13 protein-coding genes are annotated in these 18,885 nt (G+C 71.7%); 6 read left to right on the top strand and 7 right to left on the bottom strand.

The window, feature by feature from the left end:
- Nucleotides 1-7 precede the first annotated feature (7 nt).
- The 3 genes from ACZ60E_RS24365 to ACZ60E_RS24375 form a co-directional block, all read right to left on the bottom strand.
- Complete coding sequence (locus ACZ60E_RS24365) at nucleotides 8-1,468, bottom strand: glutamate synthase subunit beta (RefSeq protein WP_210883545.1); 1,461 nt, start codon at nucleotides 1,466-1,468, stop codon at nucleotides 8-10.
- Nucleotides 1,461-6,056, bottom strand: a complete 4,596-nt coding sequence (gene gltB, locus ACZ60E_RS24370) for a glutamate synthase large subunit (protein WP_469443067.1) — start codon at nucleotides 6,054-6,056, stop codon at nucleotides 1,461-1,463. Before gltB ends, ACZ60E_RS24365 begins: the two co-directional genes overlap by 8 nt.
- Nucleotides 6,057-6,468: 412 nt before the next feature.
- Nucleotides 6,469-7,200, bottom strand: a complete 732-nt coding sequence (locus ACZ60E_RS24375; protein ID WP_384808093.1) for a VIT1/CCC1 transporter family protein — start codon at nucleotides 7,198-7,200, stop codon at nucleotides 6,469-6,471.
- Nucleotides 7,201-7,493: 293 nt separating this feature from the next.
- On the opposite strand from ACZ60E_RS24375, the gene ACZ60E_RS24380 reads away from it, so the two are divergent.
- From ACZ60E_RS24380 to ACZ60E_RS24405, 6 genes are read left to right on the top strand one after another with little or no spacing between them, the layout of a single operon-like run.
- Entirely contained in the window at nucleotides 7,494-8,507 is a 1,014-nt protein-coding gene (locus ACZ60E_RS24380; RefSeq protein ID WP_384808091.1) for an ADP-ribosylglycohydrolase family protein, read from the top strand.
- Nucleotides 8,504-9,883, top strand: a complete 1,380-nt coding sequence (locus ACZ60E_RS24385) for an ADP-ribosylglycohydrolase family protein (RefSeq protein ID WP_469443069.1) — start codon at nucleotides 8,504-8,506, stop codon at nucleotides 9,881-9,883. The genes ACZ60E_RS24380 and ACZ60E_RS24385 overlap by 4 nt, the downstream gene beginning before the upstream one ends.
- Nucleotides 9,884-9,890: 7 nt before the next feature.
- Nucleotides 9,891-11,087 (top strand): ADP-ribosylglycohydrolase family protein, encoded by a 1,197-nt coding sequence (locus ACZ60E_RS24390; protein WP_469443071.1) that lies wholly within the window; start codon nucleotides 9,891-9,893, stop codon nucleotides 11,085-11,087.
- Entirely contained in the window at nucleotides 11,084-12,580 is a 1,497-nt protein-coding gene (locus ACZ60E_RS24395; RefSeq protein ID WP_469443074.1) for an ADP-ribosylglycohydrolase family protein, read from the top strand. The genes ACZ60E_RS24390 and ACZ60E_RS24395 overlap by 4 nt, the downstream gene beginning before the upstream one ends.
- The gene (locus ACZ60E_RS24400; RefSeq protein ID WP_469443076.1) at nucleotides 12,577-13,779 is read left to right on the top strand and encodes a CaiB/BaiF CoA transferase family protein; all 1,203 of its coding nucleotides are present in this window, start codon (nucleotides 12,577-12,579) and stop codon (nucleotides 13,777-13,779) included. The genes ACZ60E_RS24395 and ACZ60E_RS24400 overlap by 4 nt, the downstream gene beginning before the upstream one ends.
- Entirely contained in the window at nucleotides 13,776-14,615 is an 840-nt protein-coding gene (locus tag ACZ60E_RS24405; protein WP_469443077.1) for an HpcH/HpaI aldolase/citrate lyase family protein, read from the top strand. Before ACZ60E_RS24400 ends, ACZ60E_RS24405 begins: the two co-directional genes overlap by 4 nt.
- A 69-nt stretch (nucleotides 14,616-14,684) precedes the next feature.
- On the opposite strand, the gene lgt is transcribed toward ACZ60E_RS24405, so the two are convergent.
- The 4 genes from lgt to trpB form a co-directional block, all read right to left on the bottom strand.
- A complete protein-coding gene (gene lgt / locus ACZ60E_RS24410; protein WP_469443079.1) occupies nucleotides 14,685-15,761 on the bottom strand; it encodes a prolipoprotein diacylglyceryl transferase in 1,077 nt (358 codons plus the stop codon).
- A 110-nt stretch (nucleotides 15,762-15,871) separates the two neighbouring features.
- Nucleotides 15,872-16,648: a DsbA family protein gene (locus ACZ60E_RS24415; protein ID WP_453792788.1), complete on the bottom strand. Its 777-nt coding sequence runs from the start codon at nucleotides 16,646-16,648 to the stop codon at nucleotides 15,872-15,874.
- A 94-nt stretch (nucleotides 16,649-16,742) separates the two neighbouring features.
- Nucleotides 16,743-17,558, bottom strand: coding sequence for a tryptophan synthase subunit alpha (gene trpA, locus ACZ60E_RS24420; RefSeq protein WP_453792789.1), 816 nt, complete (start codon nucleotides 17,556-17,558; stop codon nucleotides 16,743-16,745).
- Complete coding sequence (gene trpB, locus ACZ60E_RS24425; RefSeq protein ID WP_384808074.1) at nucleotides 17,555-18,847, bottom strand: tryptophan synthase subunit beta; 1,293 nt, start codon at nucleotides 18,845-18,847, stop codon at nucleotides 17,555-17,557. Before trpB ends, trpA begins: the two co-directional genes overlap by 4 nt.
- Nucleotides 18,848-18,885: the final 38 nt, after the last annotated feature.

Raw genomic sequence — 18,885 nt, forward strand, 5'->3', positions numbered from 1 at the left:
TGGAGCGTCAGACCATCAAGGACCGGTCTGTGGGGCGGACCGGCGCCGGCAGCTCGCTGACGCCCGTCAGGAAGCGGTCGACCCCGCGGGCGGCCGAGCGGCCCTCCGCGATGGCCCACACGATGAGGGACTGGCCGCGCCCGGCGTCACCGGCGACGAACACGCCGGGCACGTTGGTCGCGTAGTCGCGGTCGCGGGCGATGTTGCCGCGCTCGTCGAGGTCGAGGGCGAACTGGGAGACCAGTCCGTTCTCCTGGTCGGTGCCGGTGAAGCCCATGGCGAGGGTGACGAGCTGGGCGGGGATCTTGCGCTCCGTGCCCGGCTTCGGCGTGAGCTTGCCGTCGATGAACTCGACCTCGCCGAGGTGCAGCCACTGGACGTTGCCGTCCTCGTCGCCCTCGAAGTGGGTGGTGGAGACGGCGTAGACGCGCTCGCCGCCCTCCTCGTGCGCGGAGGTCACCTTGTAGAGCATGGGGAACGTCGGCCACGGCTGGTGAGGAGCGCGGTCCTCGCCCGGCTGGGGCATGATCTCCAGCTGGGTGACGGAGGCCGCGCCCTGGCGGTGGGCGGTGCCCACGCAGTCCGCGCCGGTGTCGCCGCCGCCGATGACGACGACGTGCTTGCCCTCGGCGGTGATGGGGGGCGCCACGAAGTCGCCCTCCTGCACCTTGTTGGCGAGCGGCAGGTACTCCATGGCGAAGTGGATGCCGTTCAGCTCGCGGCCGGGGACCGGCAGGTCGCGGGAGACGGTGGCGCCGGCGGCGATGACGACGGCGTCGTACCGCTTGCGCAGGTCGGTGGCCTTGAGGTCGCGGCCGATCTCGATGCCGGTACGGAAGCGGGTGCCCTCCGCGCGCATCTGCTCGATGCGGCGGTTGATGTGCCGCTTCTCCATCTTGAACTCGGGGATGCCGTAGCGCAGGAGGCCGCCGACGCGGTCGGCGCGCTCGTAGACGGCGACCGTGTGGCCGGCGCGGGTGAGCTGCTGTGCGGCGGCGAGGCCCGCGGGGCCGGAGCCGATGACGGCGACCGTCTTGCCGGAGAGGCGCTCGGGGGCCTGGGGGGCGACGTCGCCGCTGTCCCACGCCTTGTCGATGATCGAGACCTCGACGTTCTTGATGGTGACGGCGGGCTGGTTGATGCCCAGCACGCACGCCGACTCGCAGGGCGCGGGGCACAGCCGGCCGGTGAACTCCGGGAAGTTGTTCGTGGCGTGCAGCCGCTCGGAGGCCGCGGACCAGTCCTCGCGGTACGCGAAGTCGTTCCACTCGGGGATGAGGTTCCCGAGGGGACAGCCGTTGTGGCAGAAGGGGATGCCGCAGTCCATGCAGCGCGAGGCCTGCGTGGGGATGATGGGCAGGAGGGAGCCCGGGACGTAGACCTCGTTCCAGTCCCTGACGCGCTCCTGGACGGGGCGGGTCCTGGCGACCTCTCGGCCGTGGTTCAGAAAGCCCTTGGGATCAGCCATTGGTCGCCGCCTCCATCATCTTCTCGGTGATCGCGGACTCGTCGAGTCCGGCTCGCTCGGCGGCGTCCTTGGCGGCGAGCACTGCCTTGTACGTGCTGGGGATGATCTTGCTGAAGCGGTCCACCGCGGTGTCCCACTCGGCCAGGAGCTTCTCGGCGACGGTGGAGGCCGTCTCCTCCTGGTGCCGGCGCACGACGTCGTGCAGCCACTGCTTGTCGGTGTCGTCGAGTTCCTCGACCGCGCCGAGGTTTCCGGCATTGACGTTGTCGCGGTCCAGGTCGATGACGTACGCGATGCCGCCCGACATGCCGGCCGCGAAGTTGCGGCCCGTCTCGCCGATGACGACGGCGTGACCGCCGGTCATGTACTCGCAGCCGTGGTCGCCCACGCCCTCGGCGACCACGGTCGCACCGGAGTTGCGGACGCAGAAGCGCTCGCCGGTACGGCCGCGCAGGAACAGCTCGCCGCCCGTCGCCCCGTACGCGATGGTGTTGCCCGCGATGGTGGAGAACTCGGCGAGGTGGTCGGCGCCCCGGTCGGGACGGACGATCACCCGGCCGCCGGAGAGGCCCTTGCCGACGTAGTCGTTGGCATCGCCCTCCAGGCGCAGCGTCACACCGCGCGGCAGGAAGGCGCCGAAGGACTGGCCCGCGGAACCGGTGAAGGTGATGTCGACGGTGTCGTCCGGCAGGCCCGCGCCGCCGAACTTCTTCGTCACCTCGTGGCCGAGCATGGTGCCGACCGTGCGGTTGATGTTGCGGATGGCGACCTGGGCGCGGACCGGCTGGGCGTCGGTGGCGCCGGTCGCGTTGAGGGCGTCGGCGGCGAGCTTGATCAGCTCGTTGTCGAGCGCCTTCTCCAGGCCGTGGTCCTGCTCGATGGTCTGGTGCAGGGCCGCGCCCTCGGGCAGCTCGGGCACGTAGAAGAGCGGGGCCAGGTCGAGGCCCTGCGCCTTCCAGTGGTCGACCGCGCGGGCCACGTCGAGCGCCTCGGCGTGGCCGACGGCCTCCTCGATGGTGCGGAAGCCCAGCTCGGCGAGGATCTCGCGGACCTCTTCGGCGATGAACTTGAAGAAGTTCACGATGTACTCGGCCTTGCCCGTGAACCGGTCCCGCAGGACGGGGTTCTGGGTGGCGATGCCGACGGGGCAGGTGTCGAGGTGGCAGACGCGCATCATGACGCAGCCGGAGACGACGAGCGGCGCGGTCGCGAAACCGAACTCCTCGGCGCCGAGGAGCGCGGCGATGACGACGTCACGGCCGGTCTTCAGCTGACCGTCGGTCTGGACGACGATGCGGTCGCGCAGGCCGTTGAGGAGCAGCGTCTGCTGGGTCTCGGCGAGGCCCAGCTCCCAGGGACCGCCCGCGTGCTTGAGCGAGGTGAGCGGGGAGGCGCCCGTTCCGCCGTCGTGGCCGGAGATGAGGACGACGTCCGCGTGGGCTTTGGAGACACCCGCGGCGACCGTGCCGACGCCGACCTCGGAGACCAGCTTCACGTGGATCCGCGCCTGCGGGTTCGCGTTCTTCAGGTCGTGGATCAGCTGGGCGAGGTCTTCGATGGAGTAGATGTCGTGGTGCGGGGGCGGGGAGATGAGGCCCACGCCGGGGGTGCTGTGCCGGGTCTTGGCGACCCACGGGTAGACCTTGTGGCCGGGCAGCTGGCCGCCCTCGCCGGGCTTGGCGCCCTGGGCCATCTTGATCTGGATGTCGTCGGCGTTGACCAGGTACTCGGAGGTGACGCCGAAGCGGCCGGAGGCGACCTGCTTGATGGACGAGCGGCGCGCCGGGTCGTAGAGGCGGTCCGGGTCCTCGCCGCCCTCACCGGTGTTGGACTTGGCGCCCAGCTGGTTCATGGCGATGGCGAGCGTCTCGTGGGCTTCCTTGGAGATGGAGCCGTACGACATGGCGCCGGTGGAGAAGCGCTTGACGATCTCGCTGACCGGCTCGACCTCGTCGATCGAGATGGCCTCGCGGCCCGAGTCGAAGCCGAACAGGCCGCGCAGCGTCATCAGGCGCTCGGACTGCTCGTTCACGCGGTCCGTGTACTTCTTGAAGATGTCGTAGCGGTTGCTGCGCGCCGAGTGCTGGAGGCGGAAGACCGTCTCGGGGTCGAACAGGTGCGGCTCGCCCTCGCGGCGCCACTGGTACTCGCCGCCTATGTCGAGGGCGCGGTGCGCGGGCGCGATGCCGCTGGCCGGGTACGCCTTCGCGTGGCGGGCGGCGACCTCCTTGGCGACGACGTCGATGCCGACGCCGCCGATCTTGGTGGCGGTGCCGCTGAAGTACTTCTGCACGAAGGCCGTGTCGAGGCCGACGGCCTCGAAGACCTGGGCGCCGCGGTAGGAGGCGACGGTGGAGATGCCCATCTTGGACATGACCTTGAGGACGCCCTTGCCGAGCGCGTAGATCAGGTTGCGGATGGCCTGCTCGGGCTCCATGCCCGGGAGGAACGTACCGGCCCTGACCAGGTCCTCGACGGACTCCATCGCGAGGTACGGGTTGACGGCCGCGGCGCCGAAGCCGATGAGGAGGGCCACGTGGTGGACCTCGCGGACGTCGCCCGCCTCGACCAGCAGGCCCACCTGGGTGCGCTGCTTGGTGCGGATGAGGTGGTGGTGGACGGCGGCGGTCAGCAGCAGCGAGGGGATCGGTGCGTGCTCGGCGTCGGAGTGCCGGTCCGAGAGGACGATCAGACGGGCGCCGTTCTCGATGGCGGCGTCGGCCTCGGTGCAGATCTCCGCGATGCGGGCGGCGAGGGAGTCGCCGCCGCCGGAGACGCGGTACAGGCCGGAGAGCGTCGCGGCCTTCATGCCCGGCATGTCGCCGTCGGCGTTGATGTGGATGAGCTTGGCCAGCTCGTCGTTGTCGATCACCGGGAAGGGCAGGGTGACGCTTCGACAGGAGGCGGCGGTCGGCTCCAGCAGGTTGCCCGCGGGGCCGAGCGAGGAGCGCAGCGAGGTGACGAGCTCTTCGCGGATGGCATCCAGCGGCGGGTTGGTGACCTGCGCGAACAGCTGGGTGAAGTAGTCGAAGAGCAGCCGGGGGCGCTCGGACAGGGCCGCGATCGGCGAGTCCGTGCCCATGGAGCCGAGCGGCTCACCGGCGGTCTTGGCCATCGGGGCGAGGATGACGCGCAGCTCTTCCTCGGTGTAGCCGAAGGTCTGCTGGCGGCGGGTGACCGAGGCGTGAGTGTGCACGATGTGCTCGCGCTCGGGGAGGTCGGAGAGCTCGATCTCGCCGGCTTCGAGCCACTCCGCGTACGGGTTCTCGGCGGCGAGGCCGGCCTTGATCTCGTCGTCCTCGATGATCCGGTGCTCGGCGGTGTCCACGAGGAACATGCGGCCGGGCTGCAGGCGGCCCTTGCGGACGACCTTCGCGGGGTCGATGTCGAGGACGCCGACCTCGGAACCGAGGACGACGAGGCCGTCGTCGGTGACCCAGTAGCGGCCGGGGCGCAGGCCGTTGCGGTCGAGGACCGCGCCGACCTGGGTGCCGTCGGTGAAGGTGACGCAGGCCGGGCCGTCCCAGGGCTCCATCTGCGTGGAGTGGAACTGGTAGAAGGCGCGGCGGGCCGGGTCCATGGAGGCGTGGTTCTCCCAGGCCTCCGGGATCATCATCAGCACGGAGTGCGGGAGGGACCGGCCGCCGAGGTGCAGCAGCTCCAGGACCTCGTCGAAGGAGGCGGAGTCGGACGCGTCGGGCGTACAGATCGGGAAGACCCGGTCGAGGCTGTCCTGCTCGCCGAACAGGTCGGAGACGAGCTGGGACTCGCGGGCCGCCATCCAGTTGCGGTTGCCCTTGACCGTGTTGATCTCGCCGTTGTGCGCGACGAAGCGGTACGGGTGCGCGAGCGGCCAGCTCGGGAAGGTGTTGGTGGAGAACCGGGAGTGCACGAGCGCGATCGCGGAGGCGAAGCGGCGGTCGGACAGGTCCGGGAAGAAGGGCTCCAGCTGGCCGGTGGTCAGCATGCCCTTGTAGACGATGGTGCGGGCGGAGAGCGACGGGAAGTACACGCCGGCCTCGCGCTCGGCGCGCTTGCGCAGCGCGAACGCCTTGCGGTCGAGGTCGATTCCCTGGCTGGATCCGTCCCCTACGAAGACCTGCCGGAAGTGCGGCATCGTCGAGCGGGCGGTGGCGCCGAGGAGTCCGGGGGCGACCGGGACCTCGCGCCAGCCGAGCACCGTGAGGTTCTCCTCGGCGGCGATCGTCTCGATCCGTGAGACGGCGTCGGCGGTGGCGTCCTCGGGCAGGAAGGCGATGCCGACCGCGTACGAGCCGGCCTCGGGCAGCTCGAATTCGGCCACCTCGCGGAAGAAGGCGTCGGGGACCTGGGACAGAATGCCCGCGCCGTCCCCGGAGTCGGGTTCCGAGCCGGTCGCGCCGCGGTGCTCCAGGTTGCGGAGCACGGTCAGCGCCTGTTCGACCAGCGCGTGGCTCGCCTCACCGGTGAGGGTCGCCACGAAGCCGACGCCGCAGGCGTCGTGCTCGTTGCGCGGGTCGTACATTCCCTGCGCGGCAGGGCGAGCATCCATGAAGGACCAGTTCTGGCCATTCTCGGAGTGCTGGGACGGCTGGCGCGGCGTACGCATCGGCTCTCCCGTCGTCGTCGTGTCTGGGGGGCACCTCCCAGGCCTTGAGGCTCTGGGGGCAAGTGCCGAGGGACGACGTTGGCCCTTAGCGAGAGTGCAAAATTTCGTGCAGGTTACATGATGGAGCGGTTCTCGTGAACCGGATACCGCGTTCCATCATGCGGACGCCACGGGTCGCGGCGGGGCGCCGCTCGTGGCGGCTGAAAAAGGGGGCTTTTTCGGTCAGATCCATGACCGTCGGCCCGATCGCGGCAGGCAACGTCACCTGCTGCTGATGATGTGCGTGTGGTGCGGCGCGGTCGTCATTGCCCGCGGCGCTTACGGCTCATGCCCAATGGTTAAGCGTTCGAAACCGCCGAGTAACGGCTACTTATGCAGTCCCGTGCATAGGTGCGCGATCAGGCGGTGCCGGTCATCCTACGGCCGTTCCGAAGAAACTGCCCAGGGCGTACGTCACACCGGCCGCGGCCCCGCCCAGCGCGAGCTGCCGCAGCCCGCTGAACCACCATGACCTGGCGGTCACCTTGGCGACGATCGCCCCGCAGGCGAAGAGCCCGAGCGCGGCGAGCAGCAGGGCGGGCCAGAGGGTGGCGGCCCCCAGCAGGTACGGGAGGACGGGGAGCAGGGCGCCCAGGGCGAACGCGCCGAAGCTCGACACGGCGGCGACGACGGGTGAGGGCAGGTCGCCGGGATCGATGCCCAGCTCCTCCCGCGCATGGATCTCCAGCGCCTGCTCGGGATCCCTGGACAGCTGCCGGGCGACCTCGCCCGCGAGCGCGGGCTCCACCCCGCGGGCCTCGTACAGCAGTGCCAGCTCATGCTCCTCGTCCTGCGGATGCTTCCTCAACTCCCGCCGCTCCACGTCGAGTTCGGCTTCGACGAGTTCGCGCTGCGAGGCCACGGAGGTGTACTCGCCGGCCGCCATGGAGAAGGCACCCGCGGCCAGTCCCGCGAGCCCGGTGATGACGACGGTCCGGTGCGAGACGGCTCCACCCGCCACACCGGTCATCAGCGCCAGGTTGGAGACGAGGCCGTCCATCGCGCCGAAGACCGCCGGGCGCAGCCATCCGCCGTTCACGTCCCGGTGGGTGTGGTTGTCGCGGTGCGCCTCGTGCAGCGCGGCCTCGGTCTCGATGATGGCCATGCGGGGGTCCCCCAAGTGCTCGTTCACTGCTTGTTTGGACTGCTTCTACTTTTGGACAACTGCGAACGTACGCCTGAAATTCCGCCCCCGCCAGCAAGGAAGGCCGTACTTACCTGCACCTTCGCCCCCTTTCGCTCATCCGTGCCGAGCTGCGCACACATGTCGACCGGGTGACTCTGGGGCACGTGAGGCTCCGCCGAACCCCTCCCGGGGGACACATCCGCAAAGGGGCTCCCGGCCGGCCTGCGACTGGCTTCCGATCGCCCGGGACCCCGCGACGGAGAGGGGCCGCCATGGCATCGATCGCCTGCGTTCCGCCGGTACCGGCGCCCGGGGACGGGGGCGCCACCGCCCTCCGTGACCGCGCCCGCGGCGCACTGCTGGGTCTCGCCGTAGGGGACGCGCTGGGGGCACCGGCCGAGAACATGAAACCGTCCGAGATCCGCGCGCGCTGGGGCCGCATCACGGGATACGTGGCCGAACAGCCGGCCGGCACGGACGACACGGAGTACGCGATCTTCTCGGGTCTGCTGCTGGCCCGGCACGGCTCGGCGCTCACGGTCGCCCACGTGGAGGCGGCCTGGCACCAGTGGATCGCGGACCGCGACGAGGGGCCGTTCCGGGGCGCGGGCTTCAGCGAACGGGGCACGCTGGAGAACCTGCGCCGGGGGCTCGCCGCCCCCATCTCCGCCCAGCACCGGCACGCCTGGAGCGACGGCCTCGCCATGCGGGCGGCGCCCTTCGGGGTCTTCGCGGCGGGCCGCCCCGCGGAGGCGGCGCGGCTGGTGGCGATCGACGGTTCGGTGAGCCACGACGGCGAGGGCATCTACGGCGGCCAGGCCGTCGCGGCGGGCGTCGCCGCGGCGATGGCGGGCGCCCCCACGATCGTCGTCGTCGCCTCCGCCCTCGCGGTCGTCCCCGACGACTCCTGGACGGCCCGCTCCCTGCGCAGGGCGGTGGCCTGCGCACATCGCGGCGAACGCGCGGTCCGCTCGGCGGTCGTCATCGGCGGCTACCCCTGGACGGACCTGGCCCCCGAGGCCGTCGCCCTGGCCTTCGGCGCGTACGCGGCGGCCGACGGCGACTTCGAGGAGGCCGTCCTCACGGCGGTCAACATGGGCCGCGACGCCGACACGACGGCGGCGGTGGCGGGCGCCCTGGCCGGCGCCACACGCGGCGCCGCCGCGATCCCGCCCGCCTGGGCGGCGGCGATCGGCCCCGCGAAGGGCAGCTGCCTCCCCTCGATGCAGGGCCACCACGTCCTGGACGTAGCAGACCTACTGACCCCACCCGAGGAATCCCAATGACCCCCACAGCCCCTTCAGGACCACACCCTTCACCGGCACCGGCGCACCTCTCAGGGGCGCGGGGAACGGCGCGACCAGCCACAACGCACCCGCACCCTCCAGCCCACTCCACACCCCCCACCCCCTCAGGGGCGCGGGGAACGGCGCAACAAGCCCCCACCGACCCGCACCCCACAAGCGACCCCACACCCCCCACTCCCCCAGGGGCGCGGGGAACGGCGCAACCAGCCACAACGAACCCGCACACAACACCCCGCCGAATCGAAGGCCTCCTCCTGGGCCTCGCGGCCGGCGACGCCGCCGGTTGGCCGGCGGCACGGCACAGAGCAACCCGCATGCCCGAATGGACAAGACGCCTCACCCGCGAACTGGACACCTTCGCCGAACAGAACGCCACCACCACCCTCCCCGTCCCCATCGCCCTCAACCAGCCCCCCGAACCCCTGCGCCTCGGCCCCTCGGACGACGCAGAGTGGGCGGCCTTCGCGGCAGAGGCGGTGCTTCGCGCCGCGGACGCCGCCGCCCTGGGCGACCTCAGCCGAGCCCGCCGCATGCGCGCAGCGATCGACCTCTCCTGGAACGCGATCGCCAGCGAGGTCGCCGCCGCCGCGGACCGGGCCCCCGAGGTCGAGTCGGCGGTACTCCCCCTGCGCGCCCGCATCTCCGTACGCGCGGGCCTCGGCAATCTCGCCAACGGCCTGCGCCCACCCGCCTCGGGCCACGACAACCCCCACTACTTCGACGACGCGGCCTGCGTACGGGCCTGTGTCCTGGCGGTCGCCCACGCGGGGGACCCCCGGTCCGCCGCGGACCTGGCCGAGTTCGACGCCCGTTACACCCAGGACGGCGACGGCGTGCACGGCGCCCGCGCGATGGCCGCGGCCGTCGCCCTCGCGCTGAGCGGCGCCGACGTGGACGCCTGCGCGGAAGCGGCCCTGGCCGAACTCCCGGAGGCCACGGAGATCGGCCGCAACGCCCGCCACGCCCTGGCGCTCGCCGACGCCGCCCGCGCGAACGGGGACGGCGCCTTCGGCCTCGTTCCCCTCCTGGAACACCAGATCGTCGACCACGTCTACAGCTACGGCATCGCCGCCGCCGAGACCGTCCCGGTCGCCCTCGCACTCGCCGTCGCCGCCCGCGGCCGGATCGCGGAGGCGGTACCGGCGGCGGCGTGTCTGTCCCGGGTCGCGGACTCGGCCCCGGCCCTCGCCGGCGCGCTGACCGGCGCACTCGGCGGCGGGGCGGCCATCCCGGCCGCCTGGCGGGACGCCTGCCGCACGCTCTCCGGCTGCACGCTGCCGCGCCTGACCGGCACGGACCTCATCGGACTCGCCGATCTCCTGGAAGCCACGGAACTGGCCCTTCCCGGAGGATGATCCGGGCATGACGACAAAAAGCGAAGAAACCGTAAGCAAAGCAATCAGAAGTGAAGAGATCGGAAGCGAAGAAGCGGGAACCCTGGAAGACCGGATCACCGGAGCCCTCGTCGGGGCCGCAGTCGGCGACGCGCTCGGCGGTCCCGTGGAGGGCTACTCCCCCGAGCAGATCGTCGAACGGCACGGCGGACGCGTCCACGGCATCGTCGGCCCCTGGCACGGCGACGAATGGCGCACGGCCCGCCCCGTAGCGCCGTACCACAAGGGCGACGGACACGTCACCGACGACACCTTGATGACGCACGCGCTGGTACGGGTCTACGCGACGGTCCGCGACCACCTGGACGCGTACGCCGTCGCCGGACACCTCGTGCCCGACCTGATGACGACGCCCCGCTGGATCCCGGAACTCGAAGCGGACGCGCTGCCCCTCCAGCGGATCTTCCTCGCCGAGAAGTGGCTGGTGGCCAGGATCCACTACGGGCACGTGGACCCGCGCGAGGCGGGCACCGGCAACATCGTCAACTGCGGTGCCGCGATGTACATGGCGCCGGTCGGCCTGGTCAACGCGGCGAACCCGGCGGGCGCGTACGCCGAGGCCCTCGACGTCGCGGGCGCCCACCAGTCGTCGTACGGGCGCGAGGCGGCGGGGGTCTTCGCGGCGGCCGTGGCGGCGGCCTGCGCCCCCGGCGCGACCCCGGACTCGGTGGTCGGGGCCTGTCTCGCCGTGGCGAAGGACGGCACGCGGGCCGCGATCGAGACGGTCTGCGACACGGCCACGCGGTACTCGGACTTCGAGTCGGCGCTGCGTCCGCTGCGGGAGGCGGTCGCCCCGTACGACACGGTCGGCCCGGACTACCGCAGCCCGTCCCTGGGCGCCCGCCGCCCCTCCCGTATCCACTCGATCGAGGAACTGCCGGTCGCTCTGGCGATGTTGCTGGTCTCGGGCGGCGACTACCGGCACGCGGTGCTGGGTTCGGTGAACTACGGCCGCGACTGCGACTCCATCGCGACGATGTCCGGCGCTCTCGCGGGCGCCCTGGGCGCGGAGATCCCGTCCGACTGGGCCAAGACGGTGGCGGAGGCCAGCCGGCTGGACCTGAGGGCACCCGCGCGGACCCTCACCGAGGTGACCCAGGAGATCTTCGCGCGGGACGTCACCCGCCGCCGCGCCCACGAGACGGCGTACGCGGAGCTGTCATGACCCTCTCCCGTCCGACCCCGCTGCGCCTGACCTGGGTCCAGCCGGAAGACCTGCTGGGCCACGAACTGCGCCAGGCGGAGGAGGACGGCCGCCGCCCCGAGGCGATCGCGGCCCGCTGGCTCAGAGCGGGCGGCCCCGATTCCCCCCGCCGGGCAGGCGCCTCCCCCCACCCGGCCTCCCCCTACCTACGCGCCCTGTCCCTGGACCTGCTGGACGAACTGGCTGACCTGCCGAGCAGGTTGGCGGACAAAGAGCCGACCGACCTCGCCGGCATCCGTGCCCTCTGCCCCGCCACAGCTGGGGGCAGGCGTTCCGCAAGGGCGGAACGGGTGGGCACAGCGGAGACGGCGGACCTCAGCAAGTCACCGGGGGGCGTGGGGGCGCAGCCCCCGCTTTCGGGAAGGGGCGGGTCTGGGGAAGAAACAGCCCTGCAAGCCGCCTGGCTGGGCAGAGCAGCCGGCTGCCTCCTGGGCAAACCGGTGGAGAAACTCCCCCTGACCGCCATCCGCCAACTCGCCGAAGCCACCGGCAACTGGCCCCTCACCACCTGGTTCACAGAGCACGGCCTGACACCCGAGCTCAAAGCGAAATACCCCTGGAACCGCCGCTCCGCCCGCACCTCCCTCGCCGAGAACATCGACGGCATGCCGGAGGACGACGACCTCAACTACCCTCTCCTGAACCTCCTCCTGCTCCAACGCCACGGCAGGGACTTCACCACCACGGACGTGGCCCGCCTCTGGCTGGACGAACTCCCCGCGGGCCGTACGTTCACGGCGGAACGCGTCGCCTACCGCAACCTCCTCGACGGCATCGAACCCCCGCACACGGCCCGCCACCGCAACCCGTTCCGCGAGTGGATCGGCGCCCTGATCCGCGCGGACGTCCACGGCTGGACCAACCCGGGTGCTCCCGCCGCCGCCGCGGAACAGGCGCACCGGGACGCCGTCCTCACCCACACGGCCAACGGCGTCTACGCGGCGATGTTCACGGCGGCCGTCATCGCGGAGGCGGCCACCGGCACGAGCGGCATCCACACCTGCCTGCGTACGGGTCTCACCGTCGTCCCCCCGGACTCCCGCCTCGCCGAAGCGGTCCGCCAGGCGATCCAACTGGCCCGACAGCAGCAGGACTTCGACCGGGTCGTGGACGAACTGCACGCCACCCACGGCTCGTACCACTGGGTCCACGCCGTCCCCAACACGGCCCTGCTCGCCGCCGCCCTCACCCACGCGGACGGTGACTTCACGGCGTCCATCTGCCGTGCGGTGTCGGGTGGTTGGGACACCGACTCGAACGGCGCGACGGCCGGTTCGATCGCGGGCCTGCTCGCGGGCAGCCCCGAGGCGATCCCGTCCCGCTGGACGACCCCCCTCAAGAACCGCCTGGCCACGACCGTCGGCGACTTCGACGGAACAGGCTTCGACGCCCTCGCCGAACTGACCGCCCGTCTGGCCACCCGCCCCAGCCCCTCGGAGGCCTCACAGCCATGACCGCCACCCCCGCCCCGGCCCCTCTCGACGGCCTCCGCGTCCTCGATCTCGCGACCCTCTTCGCCGGCCCCCTCGCCGCCACGATGCTCGGCGACTTCGGCGCGGAGGTCGTCAAGGTCGAGCACCCGCGCAGACCGGACCCGTCCCGCGGCCACGGCCCGTCGAAGGACGGCATCGGCCTCTGGTGGAAACTCCTCGGCCGCAACAAACGCACGATGACCCTGGACCTCTCCACGTACGGCGGACGCGGCACCCTGCTGCGCCTCGCCGCCTCCGCCGATGTGATCATCGAGAACTTCCGGCCGGGCACGCTGGAGAAGTGGGACCTCGGCTGGGAGGAGCTGTCGGCCGTGAACCCCCGTCTGGTGCTCGCCCGGGTCACCGGCTTCGGCCAGTTCGGCCCGTACTCCCGCCGCCCCGGTTTCGGCACGCTCGCCGAGGCGATGAGCGGGTTCGCCGCGATCACCGGTGAGCCGGACGCCCCGCCGGTCCTGCCGCCCTTCGGCCTCGCCGACTCCATCGCGGGCCTGGCCACGGCGTACGCGGTGATGACGGCCCTGGCGGCGCGCGACCGTACGGGCCGCGGGCAGGTCGTGGACATGGCGATCATCGAGCCGATCCTCACGGTGCTGGGCCCGCAGCCGCTCTGGTACGACCAGTTGGGCCATGTCCAGGCCCGTACCGGCAACCGCTCGCAGAACAACGCGCCGCGCAACACCTACCGCACCGCCGACGGCACCTGGGTCGCCGTCTCGACCTCGGCCCAGTCGGTCGCCGAGCGCGTGATGTGCCTGGTCGGCCGCCCCGAGCTGATCACCGAACCATGGTTCGCCACGGGCGCGGACCGGGCCCGCCACAACGACGTCCTCGATGAGGCGGTCGGCTCGTGGATCGCCCGGCACACCCGCGCCGACGTCATCGACGCCTTCGAGAAGGCGGAGGCGGCGGTGGCCCCCGTCCAGGACGTACGCGATGTCATGGAGGACCCGCAGTACGCGGCCCTCGGCTCGATCACCACCGTCGACGATCCCGAACTGGGCCCGCTGCGCATGCAGAACGTCCTCTTCCGCCTCACCGACACCCCCGGCGGGATCCGCTGGGCCGGCCGCCCGCACGGCGCCGACACCGACGCGGTCCTCACCGAACTCGGCCTGACGGACGACGAGATCGGCAAGCTCCGGGCGGAGGGCGCCCTGTGACCACACAGATCAGGACGGGGGTACCGCTCACCTGGCTGTACGTCCCCGGCGACCGCCCCGAGAGGGTGGCGAAGGCGCTGGCCGCCGGCGCCGACGTCGTCGTCGTGGACCTGGAGGACGCGGTCGCCCCCGACCGCAAGGAGTACGCCCGCGCCGCCACCGCCGACCTCCTCGCCGAGCCGCCCCCGGTCCCGGTGCACGTCCGCGTCAACGCCCTGGACGGCCCGGAGTTCCCCGCCGACCTGCACGCCCTGCGCACCCCGGCCGCGCTCGGCACCCTCGCGGGCCTGCGTCTGCCGAAGGTCTCCTCCCCCGCCGAGATCCTGCGTACGGCGGAACTCGTCCCGGGCCTCCCCCTGTACGCCCTCCTGGAATCGGCCCTGGCCGTCGAGCACGCCTTCGCCGTCGCCACGGCCCATCCCGCCCTGCGCGGTATCGCGCTCGGCGAGGCCGATCTACGGGCCGACCTGGGCGTACGCGCCGACGCGGGCCTCGACTGGCCGCGCTCCCGCGTGGTCGTGGCCGCCCGCGCGGCGGGCCTCGCCCCACCGCCCCAGTCCGTCCACCCCGACGTACGCGACCTCGCGGGACTGGCCGCGTCCTGCGCGCACGGCCGTGACCTGGGGTTCTTCGGCCGCGCGGCCATCCACCCCCGTCAGCTCCCGGTGATCGAGGCCGCCTATCTCCCGACTGCGGAGGAGATCGAAACGGCCGAGACGATCCTCGGTGCGGCGGCCACCGATCCCGGCGCCCAGGCCCTCCCCGACGGCCGCTTCATCGACACGGCGGTGGTGGCGGGGGCGCACCGCACGCTGGCGCTGGCCCGCCGCGGGTAGGGACCGCCGGGTACGTGGAAGGGGGCGCCCCCGGAACTCGGGGCGCCCCCTTCCACGTACCCGCGGAGGTCAGGACTTCTTGGCCGACCCGGCCTCGTCCTTCTCCTCCACCTTGCCGTCCGCCTTGTCCGCTGCCTCGGCTTCTTCCGTGGCTTCCGCCGTGGTCTCGGCCTTGGTTTCTGCCTTGGTCTTTTTCTTCTCCTCGGCGGAGTCGGAGTCCGCGGCCTCTGCCTCGGTGTCGTCCTCGGACTTCTCGTCGCCGGACTTCTCGTCCTCGGACTTCTTGTCCAGGTCCACCGCGGCGCCGTCCTCGTCGGTGTCGTCGTCCGGGGCGTTCGGCTCGACGACCTCTTCGCGGCCCGGCCTGCTTCGTGCCGACAGCACGATGTAGAGCACGGCGAGGAGGAAGACGACGATCGAGGTCCAGCCGTTCAGACGGAGCCCCAGGAAGTGGTGGGCCTCGTCGACACGCATGTACTCGATCCAGAAGCGACCTACGCAGTACGCGGCGACGTACAGCGCGAAGGCGCGGCCGTGGCCGAGCTTGAAGCGGCGGTCCGCCCAGATGACGAGGACCGCGACACCGATGCACCACAGCGACTCGTACAGGAACGTCGGGTGGTAGTAGCCGGGCTCGCGGCCGTCCGTCACGGACGTGATGTGCAGCGCCCAGGGCAGATCGGTCTCGCGCCCGTACAGCTCCTGGTTGAACCAGTTGCCCCAGCGGCCGATGGCCTGCGCGAGGGCGATGCCGGGGGCGAGGGCGTCGGCCCAGGCCGGCAGCGGGATGCCACGGCGGCGGCAGCCGATCCAGGCACCGACCGCGCCGAGCGCGATGGCCCCCCAGATACCGAGGCCGCCCTCCCAGATCTTGAAGGCGTCGACCCAGTCCTGACCCTCGCTGAAGTACAGCTGGTAGTCGGTGATGACGTGGTACAGCCGGCCGCCGACGAGGCCGAACGGCACGGCCCACACGGCGATGTCCGCCACGGTGCCTGGCCGGCCCCCGCGCGCGACCCAGCGTTTGTTGCCGAGCCAGACGGCTACGAAGACGCCGATGATGATGCAGAACGCGTAGCCACGCAGCGGAATGGGGCCGAGGTGCAGCACACCGCGCGAAGGACTGGGGATATAGGCAAATTCCATGGCGGGGTCGACGCTACCCTGCCGGGCGCCACGTACGGCAACCCGCCCGGGCTACGGGTCCATAACGAGACCGGGCGGGACCCTGTCGTCCTGAGGGCCCCGCCCGGGGCTCACGCCTTGTCGGCCTGCTGCACCAGCTGCTTCAGCTTGGCCGGGGTCATCGACTGGTCCTGGTAGATGTTCTTCCCGTTCAGCAGGACCGTCGGCGTGCCGCTGAAGCCACCGCCCTGGAAGGCCTGGTGGGACTTGGCCACCCAGCTGTCGTGGGTGCCGCCCTCGACGCACTTCTTGAACGGGGCGGTGGTCAGCCCGTCGACCTTGCCGGCCAGCTCGATCAGCTTGCTGTTCTGCGCGTACGCGTCGTCCGTCTCGGCGGGCTGGTTCTCGAACAGCACGTCGTGGTACGCGGGGAACTTCCCGGCGTCCTGGGCGCACGCGGCGGCGTTGGCGGCTCTCAGGGAGCCGCTGCCGCGCATGTTCCCGTCGATCAGGGTCGCCAGGTGGTACTCGACCTTCAGCTGTCCGGACTCCGTCAGCTCATGGACCGTCGAGCGGTAGCCGTCCTCGAAGCTCTTGCAGGCCGGGCAGCGGAAGTCCTCCCACACGGTGAGGGTCGACTTCGCGCTCTCCTTGCCGACGGGGATGGCGAGGCTGTCGTCGCCGTTCGCCCCCGAGGGAGCCGTCAGCGGGCCCGCCTCGGCGTCCGCCTTCCCGTCGCCCGAGTTCGCGGCGAGGACGCCGATCACCCCGGCCAGGGCCAGTACGCAGACGATCGCTCCGCCCACGACCAGCACCCGGCGGCGCTTGTCGGCCGTCTTCTGCTTGTCTCGCTCTTCCGCCAGCCGCTCGCGGGCGGTGCGCTTTCCCTCACGGTTCTTCTCGCTCACATCCCGCAGAACGAACCGGGGAGGCGCACCGCGCCTCCCCGGACCCAGGTCCACCCGTTCGAGTGAGTGAACCGTTCATCACTTCATCGTGCCGCTACGCCGTACCGCGCACGCCCTTGGCGAGGTCGGCGGCGAGAGCGCGTACGGCGTCAAGCCCCGCGGTCTCGTCGGGGGCGTCCAGCATCAGCTTCACGAAGGCCGAACCGACGATGACGCCGTCGGCGAAGCCGGCGACCTCACGGGCCTGTACGGCGTTCGAGACGCCGAGGCCGACACAGACCGGCAGGTCGGTGGTGGCCTTGGTGCGCCGGACCAGTTCCTGCGCCTGGGCGCCCACGGACACGCGGGTGCCGGTGACACCCATCAGCGAGGCCGCGTACACGAAGCCGGAGCCGGCCGCGGTGATCTCGGCGAGCCGGGCGTCCTTGCTGCTGGGCGCGACGACGAAGACGGTCCCGAGGCCGTGCTTCTCCGCGTGCTCCCTCCACAGCGCCGACTCCTGGACGGGCAGGTCGGGCAGGATGCACCCGGCGCCGCCCGCCTCGGCCAGCTCGGCGGTGAAGCGCTCGACGCCGTAGCGGTCGATGGGGTTCCAGTACGTCATCACGAGGACGGGCTTGCCGGTCGCCTCGTACGCCTCGCGGACCGTGCGCATCACGTCGGCGATCCTGACGCCGCCGCGCAGGGCGATGTCGTCGGCGGTCTGGATGACGGGTCCGTCGAGGACGGGGTCGCTGTGCGGCAGCCCGACCTCGACGACGTCCGCGCCGCCGTCGAAGACGGCCTTGATCGCCGCGATACCGCCGTCCACGGTCGGGAAGCCGGCCGGCAGGTACGCGATCAGCGCGGACCGGCCCGCCGCCTTCGCCCCGGCGAGGGTGTCACTCAACAGCTGTACGTTGCCGCTCACTTGGCGTCCCCCTCGATCTCGGCGGTGTCGCTGTCGGCGTCCGCCTCGACGACGGCGTCGGCGCCCTCGTCGTACAGGCCGAAGTAGCGCGCGGCCGTGTCCATGTCCTTGTCGCCGCGGCCCGAGAGGTTGACGACGATCAGCCCGTCGGGGCCTAGTTCCCTGCCGACCTCCAGGGCCCCGGCGAGCGCGTGCGCGCTCTCGATGGCCGGGATGATGCCCTCGGTGCGGGACAGCAGACGCAGAGCCTGCATGGCCGCGTCGTCGGTGACGGCGCGGTACTCGCCCCGGCCGCTGTCCTTGAGGTAGGCGTGCTCGGGGCCGATGCCCGGGTAGTCGAGCCCGGCCGAGATCGAGTAGGGCTCGGTGATCTGGCCCTCCTCGTCCTGGAGGACGTAACTGCGGGAGCCGTGCAGGATGCCCGGTTCGCCGGCCGTCAGGGTGGCAGCGTGCTCACCGGTCTCGATGCCGTGTCCGGCGGGCTCGCAGCCGATGAGGCGTACGTCCGCGTCGGGGATGAAGGCGTGGAAGAGGCCGATGGCGTTCGAGCCGCCGCCGACGCAGGCGACGGCCGCGTCGGGGAGGCGGCCCGCGCGCTCCAGGATCTGGCGGCGGGCCTCGACGCCGATGACGCGGTGGAAGTCGCGGACCATCGCCGGGAAGGGGTGCGGTCCGGCGACCGTGCCGAACAGGTAGTGGGTGCGGTCGACGTTGGCGACCCAGTCGCGGAAGGCCTCGTTGATGGCGTCCTTCAGCGTACGGCTGCCGGACTTCACGGCGATGACCTCGGCGCCGAGCATGCGCATCCGGGCCACGTTCAGGGCCTGGCGCTGGGTGTCGATCTCACCCATGTAGATGGTGCATTCGAGGCCGAACAGCGCGCAGGCGGTGGCCGTGGCGACGCCGTGCTGGCCCGCGCCGGTCTCGGCGATGACACGGGTCTTGCCCATGCGCCGGGTGAGCAGGGCCTGGCCGAGCACATTGTTGATCTTGTGGGAGCCGGTGTGGTTGAGGTCTTCCCGCTTCAGGAAGATCCGGGCACCCCCGGCGTGCTCGGCGAACCGCTCGACCTCGGTGAGGGAGCTGGGCCGGCCGGTGTAGTGGACGAGCAGGTCGTCCAGTTCCCGGGCGAACTCGGGGTCGGACTTGGCCTTGTCGTACTCGACGGCGACCTCGTCCACGGCGGCGACCAGCGCCTCCGGGATGAACTTGCCACCGAACGCGCCGAAGTAGCCCTCGGCACTGGGAACCCGGCCCTCGGGGTCGGGAATGAAGAACTCGCTGGACATGCGGACACCTCACAGGGGCGTCGGCCCCGGGATAGGTC

The sequence above is a fragment of the Streptomyces sp. NPDC102514 genome, from assembly GCF_055584525.1.

Bases quoted from the DNA above. Each gene is read 5' to 3' on its own strand.
- ACZ60E_RS24365 (WP_210883545.1), bottom strand. From the start codon at position 1,468: ATGGCTGATCCCAAGGGCTTTCTGAACCACGGCCGAGAGGTCGCCAGG.
- ACZ60E_RS24390 (WP_469443071.1), top strand. From the start codon at position 9,891: ATGACGACAAAAAGCGAAGAAACCGTAAGCAAAGCAATCAGAAGTGAA.
- lgt (WP_469443079.1), bottom strand. From the start codon at position 15,761: ATGGAATTTGCCTATATCCCCAGTCCTTCGCGCGGTGTGCTGCACCTC.
- ACZ60E_RS24400 (WP_469443076.1), top strand. From the start codon at position 12,577: ATGACCGCCACCCCCGCCCCGGCCCCTCTCGACGGCCTCCGCGTCCTC.
- ACZ60E_RS24395 (WP_469443074.1), top strand. From the start codon at position 11,084: ATGACCCTCTCCCGTCCGACCCCGCTGCGCCTGACCTGGGTCCAGCCG.
- ACZ60E_RS24380 (WP_384808091.1), top strand. From the start codon at position 7,494: ATGGCATCGATCGCCTGCGTTCCGCCGGTACCGGCGCCCGGGGACGGG.
- gltB (WP_469443067.1), bottom strand. From the start codon at position 6,056: ATGCGTACGCCGCGCCAGCCGTCCCAGCACTCCGAGAATGGCCAGAAC.
- trpB (WP_384808074.1), bottom strand. From the start codon at position 18,847: ATGTCCAGCGAGTTCTTCATTCCCGACCCCGAGGGCCGGGTTCCCAGT.
- ACZ60E_RS24375 (WP_384808093.1), bottom strand. From the start codon at position 7,200: ATGGCCATCATCGAGACCGAGGCCGCGCTGCACGAGGCGCACCGCGAC.
- ACZ60E_RS24385 (WP_469443069.1), top strand. From the start codon at position 8,504: ATGACCCCCACAGCCCCTTCAGGACCACACCCTTCACCGGCACCGGCG.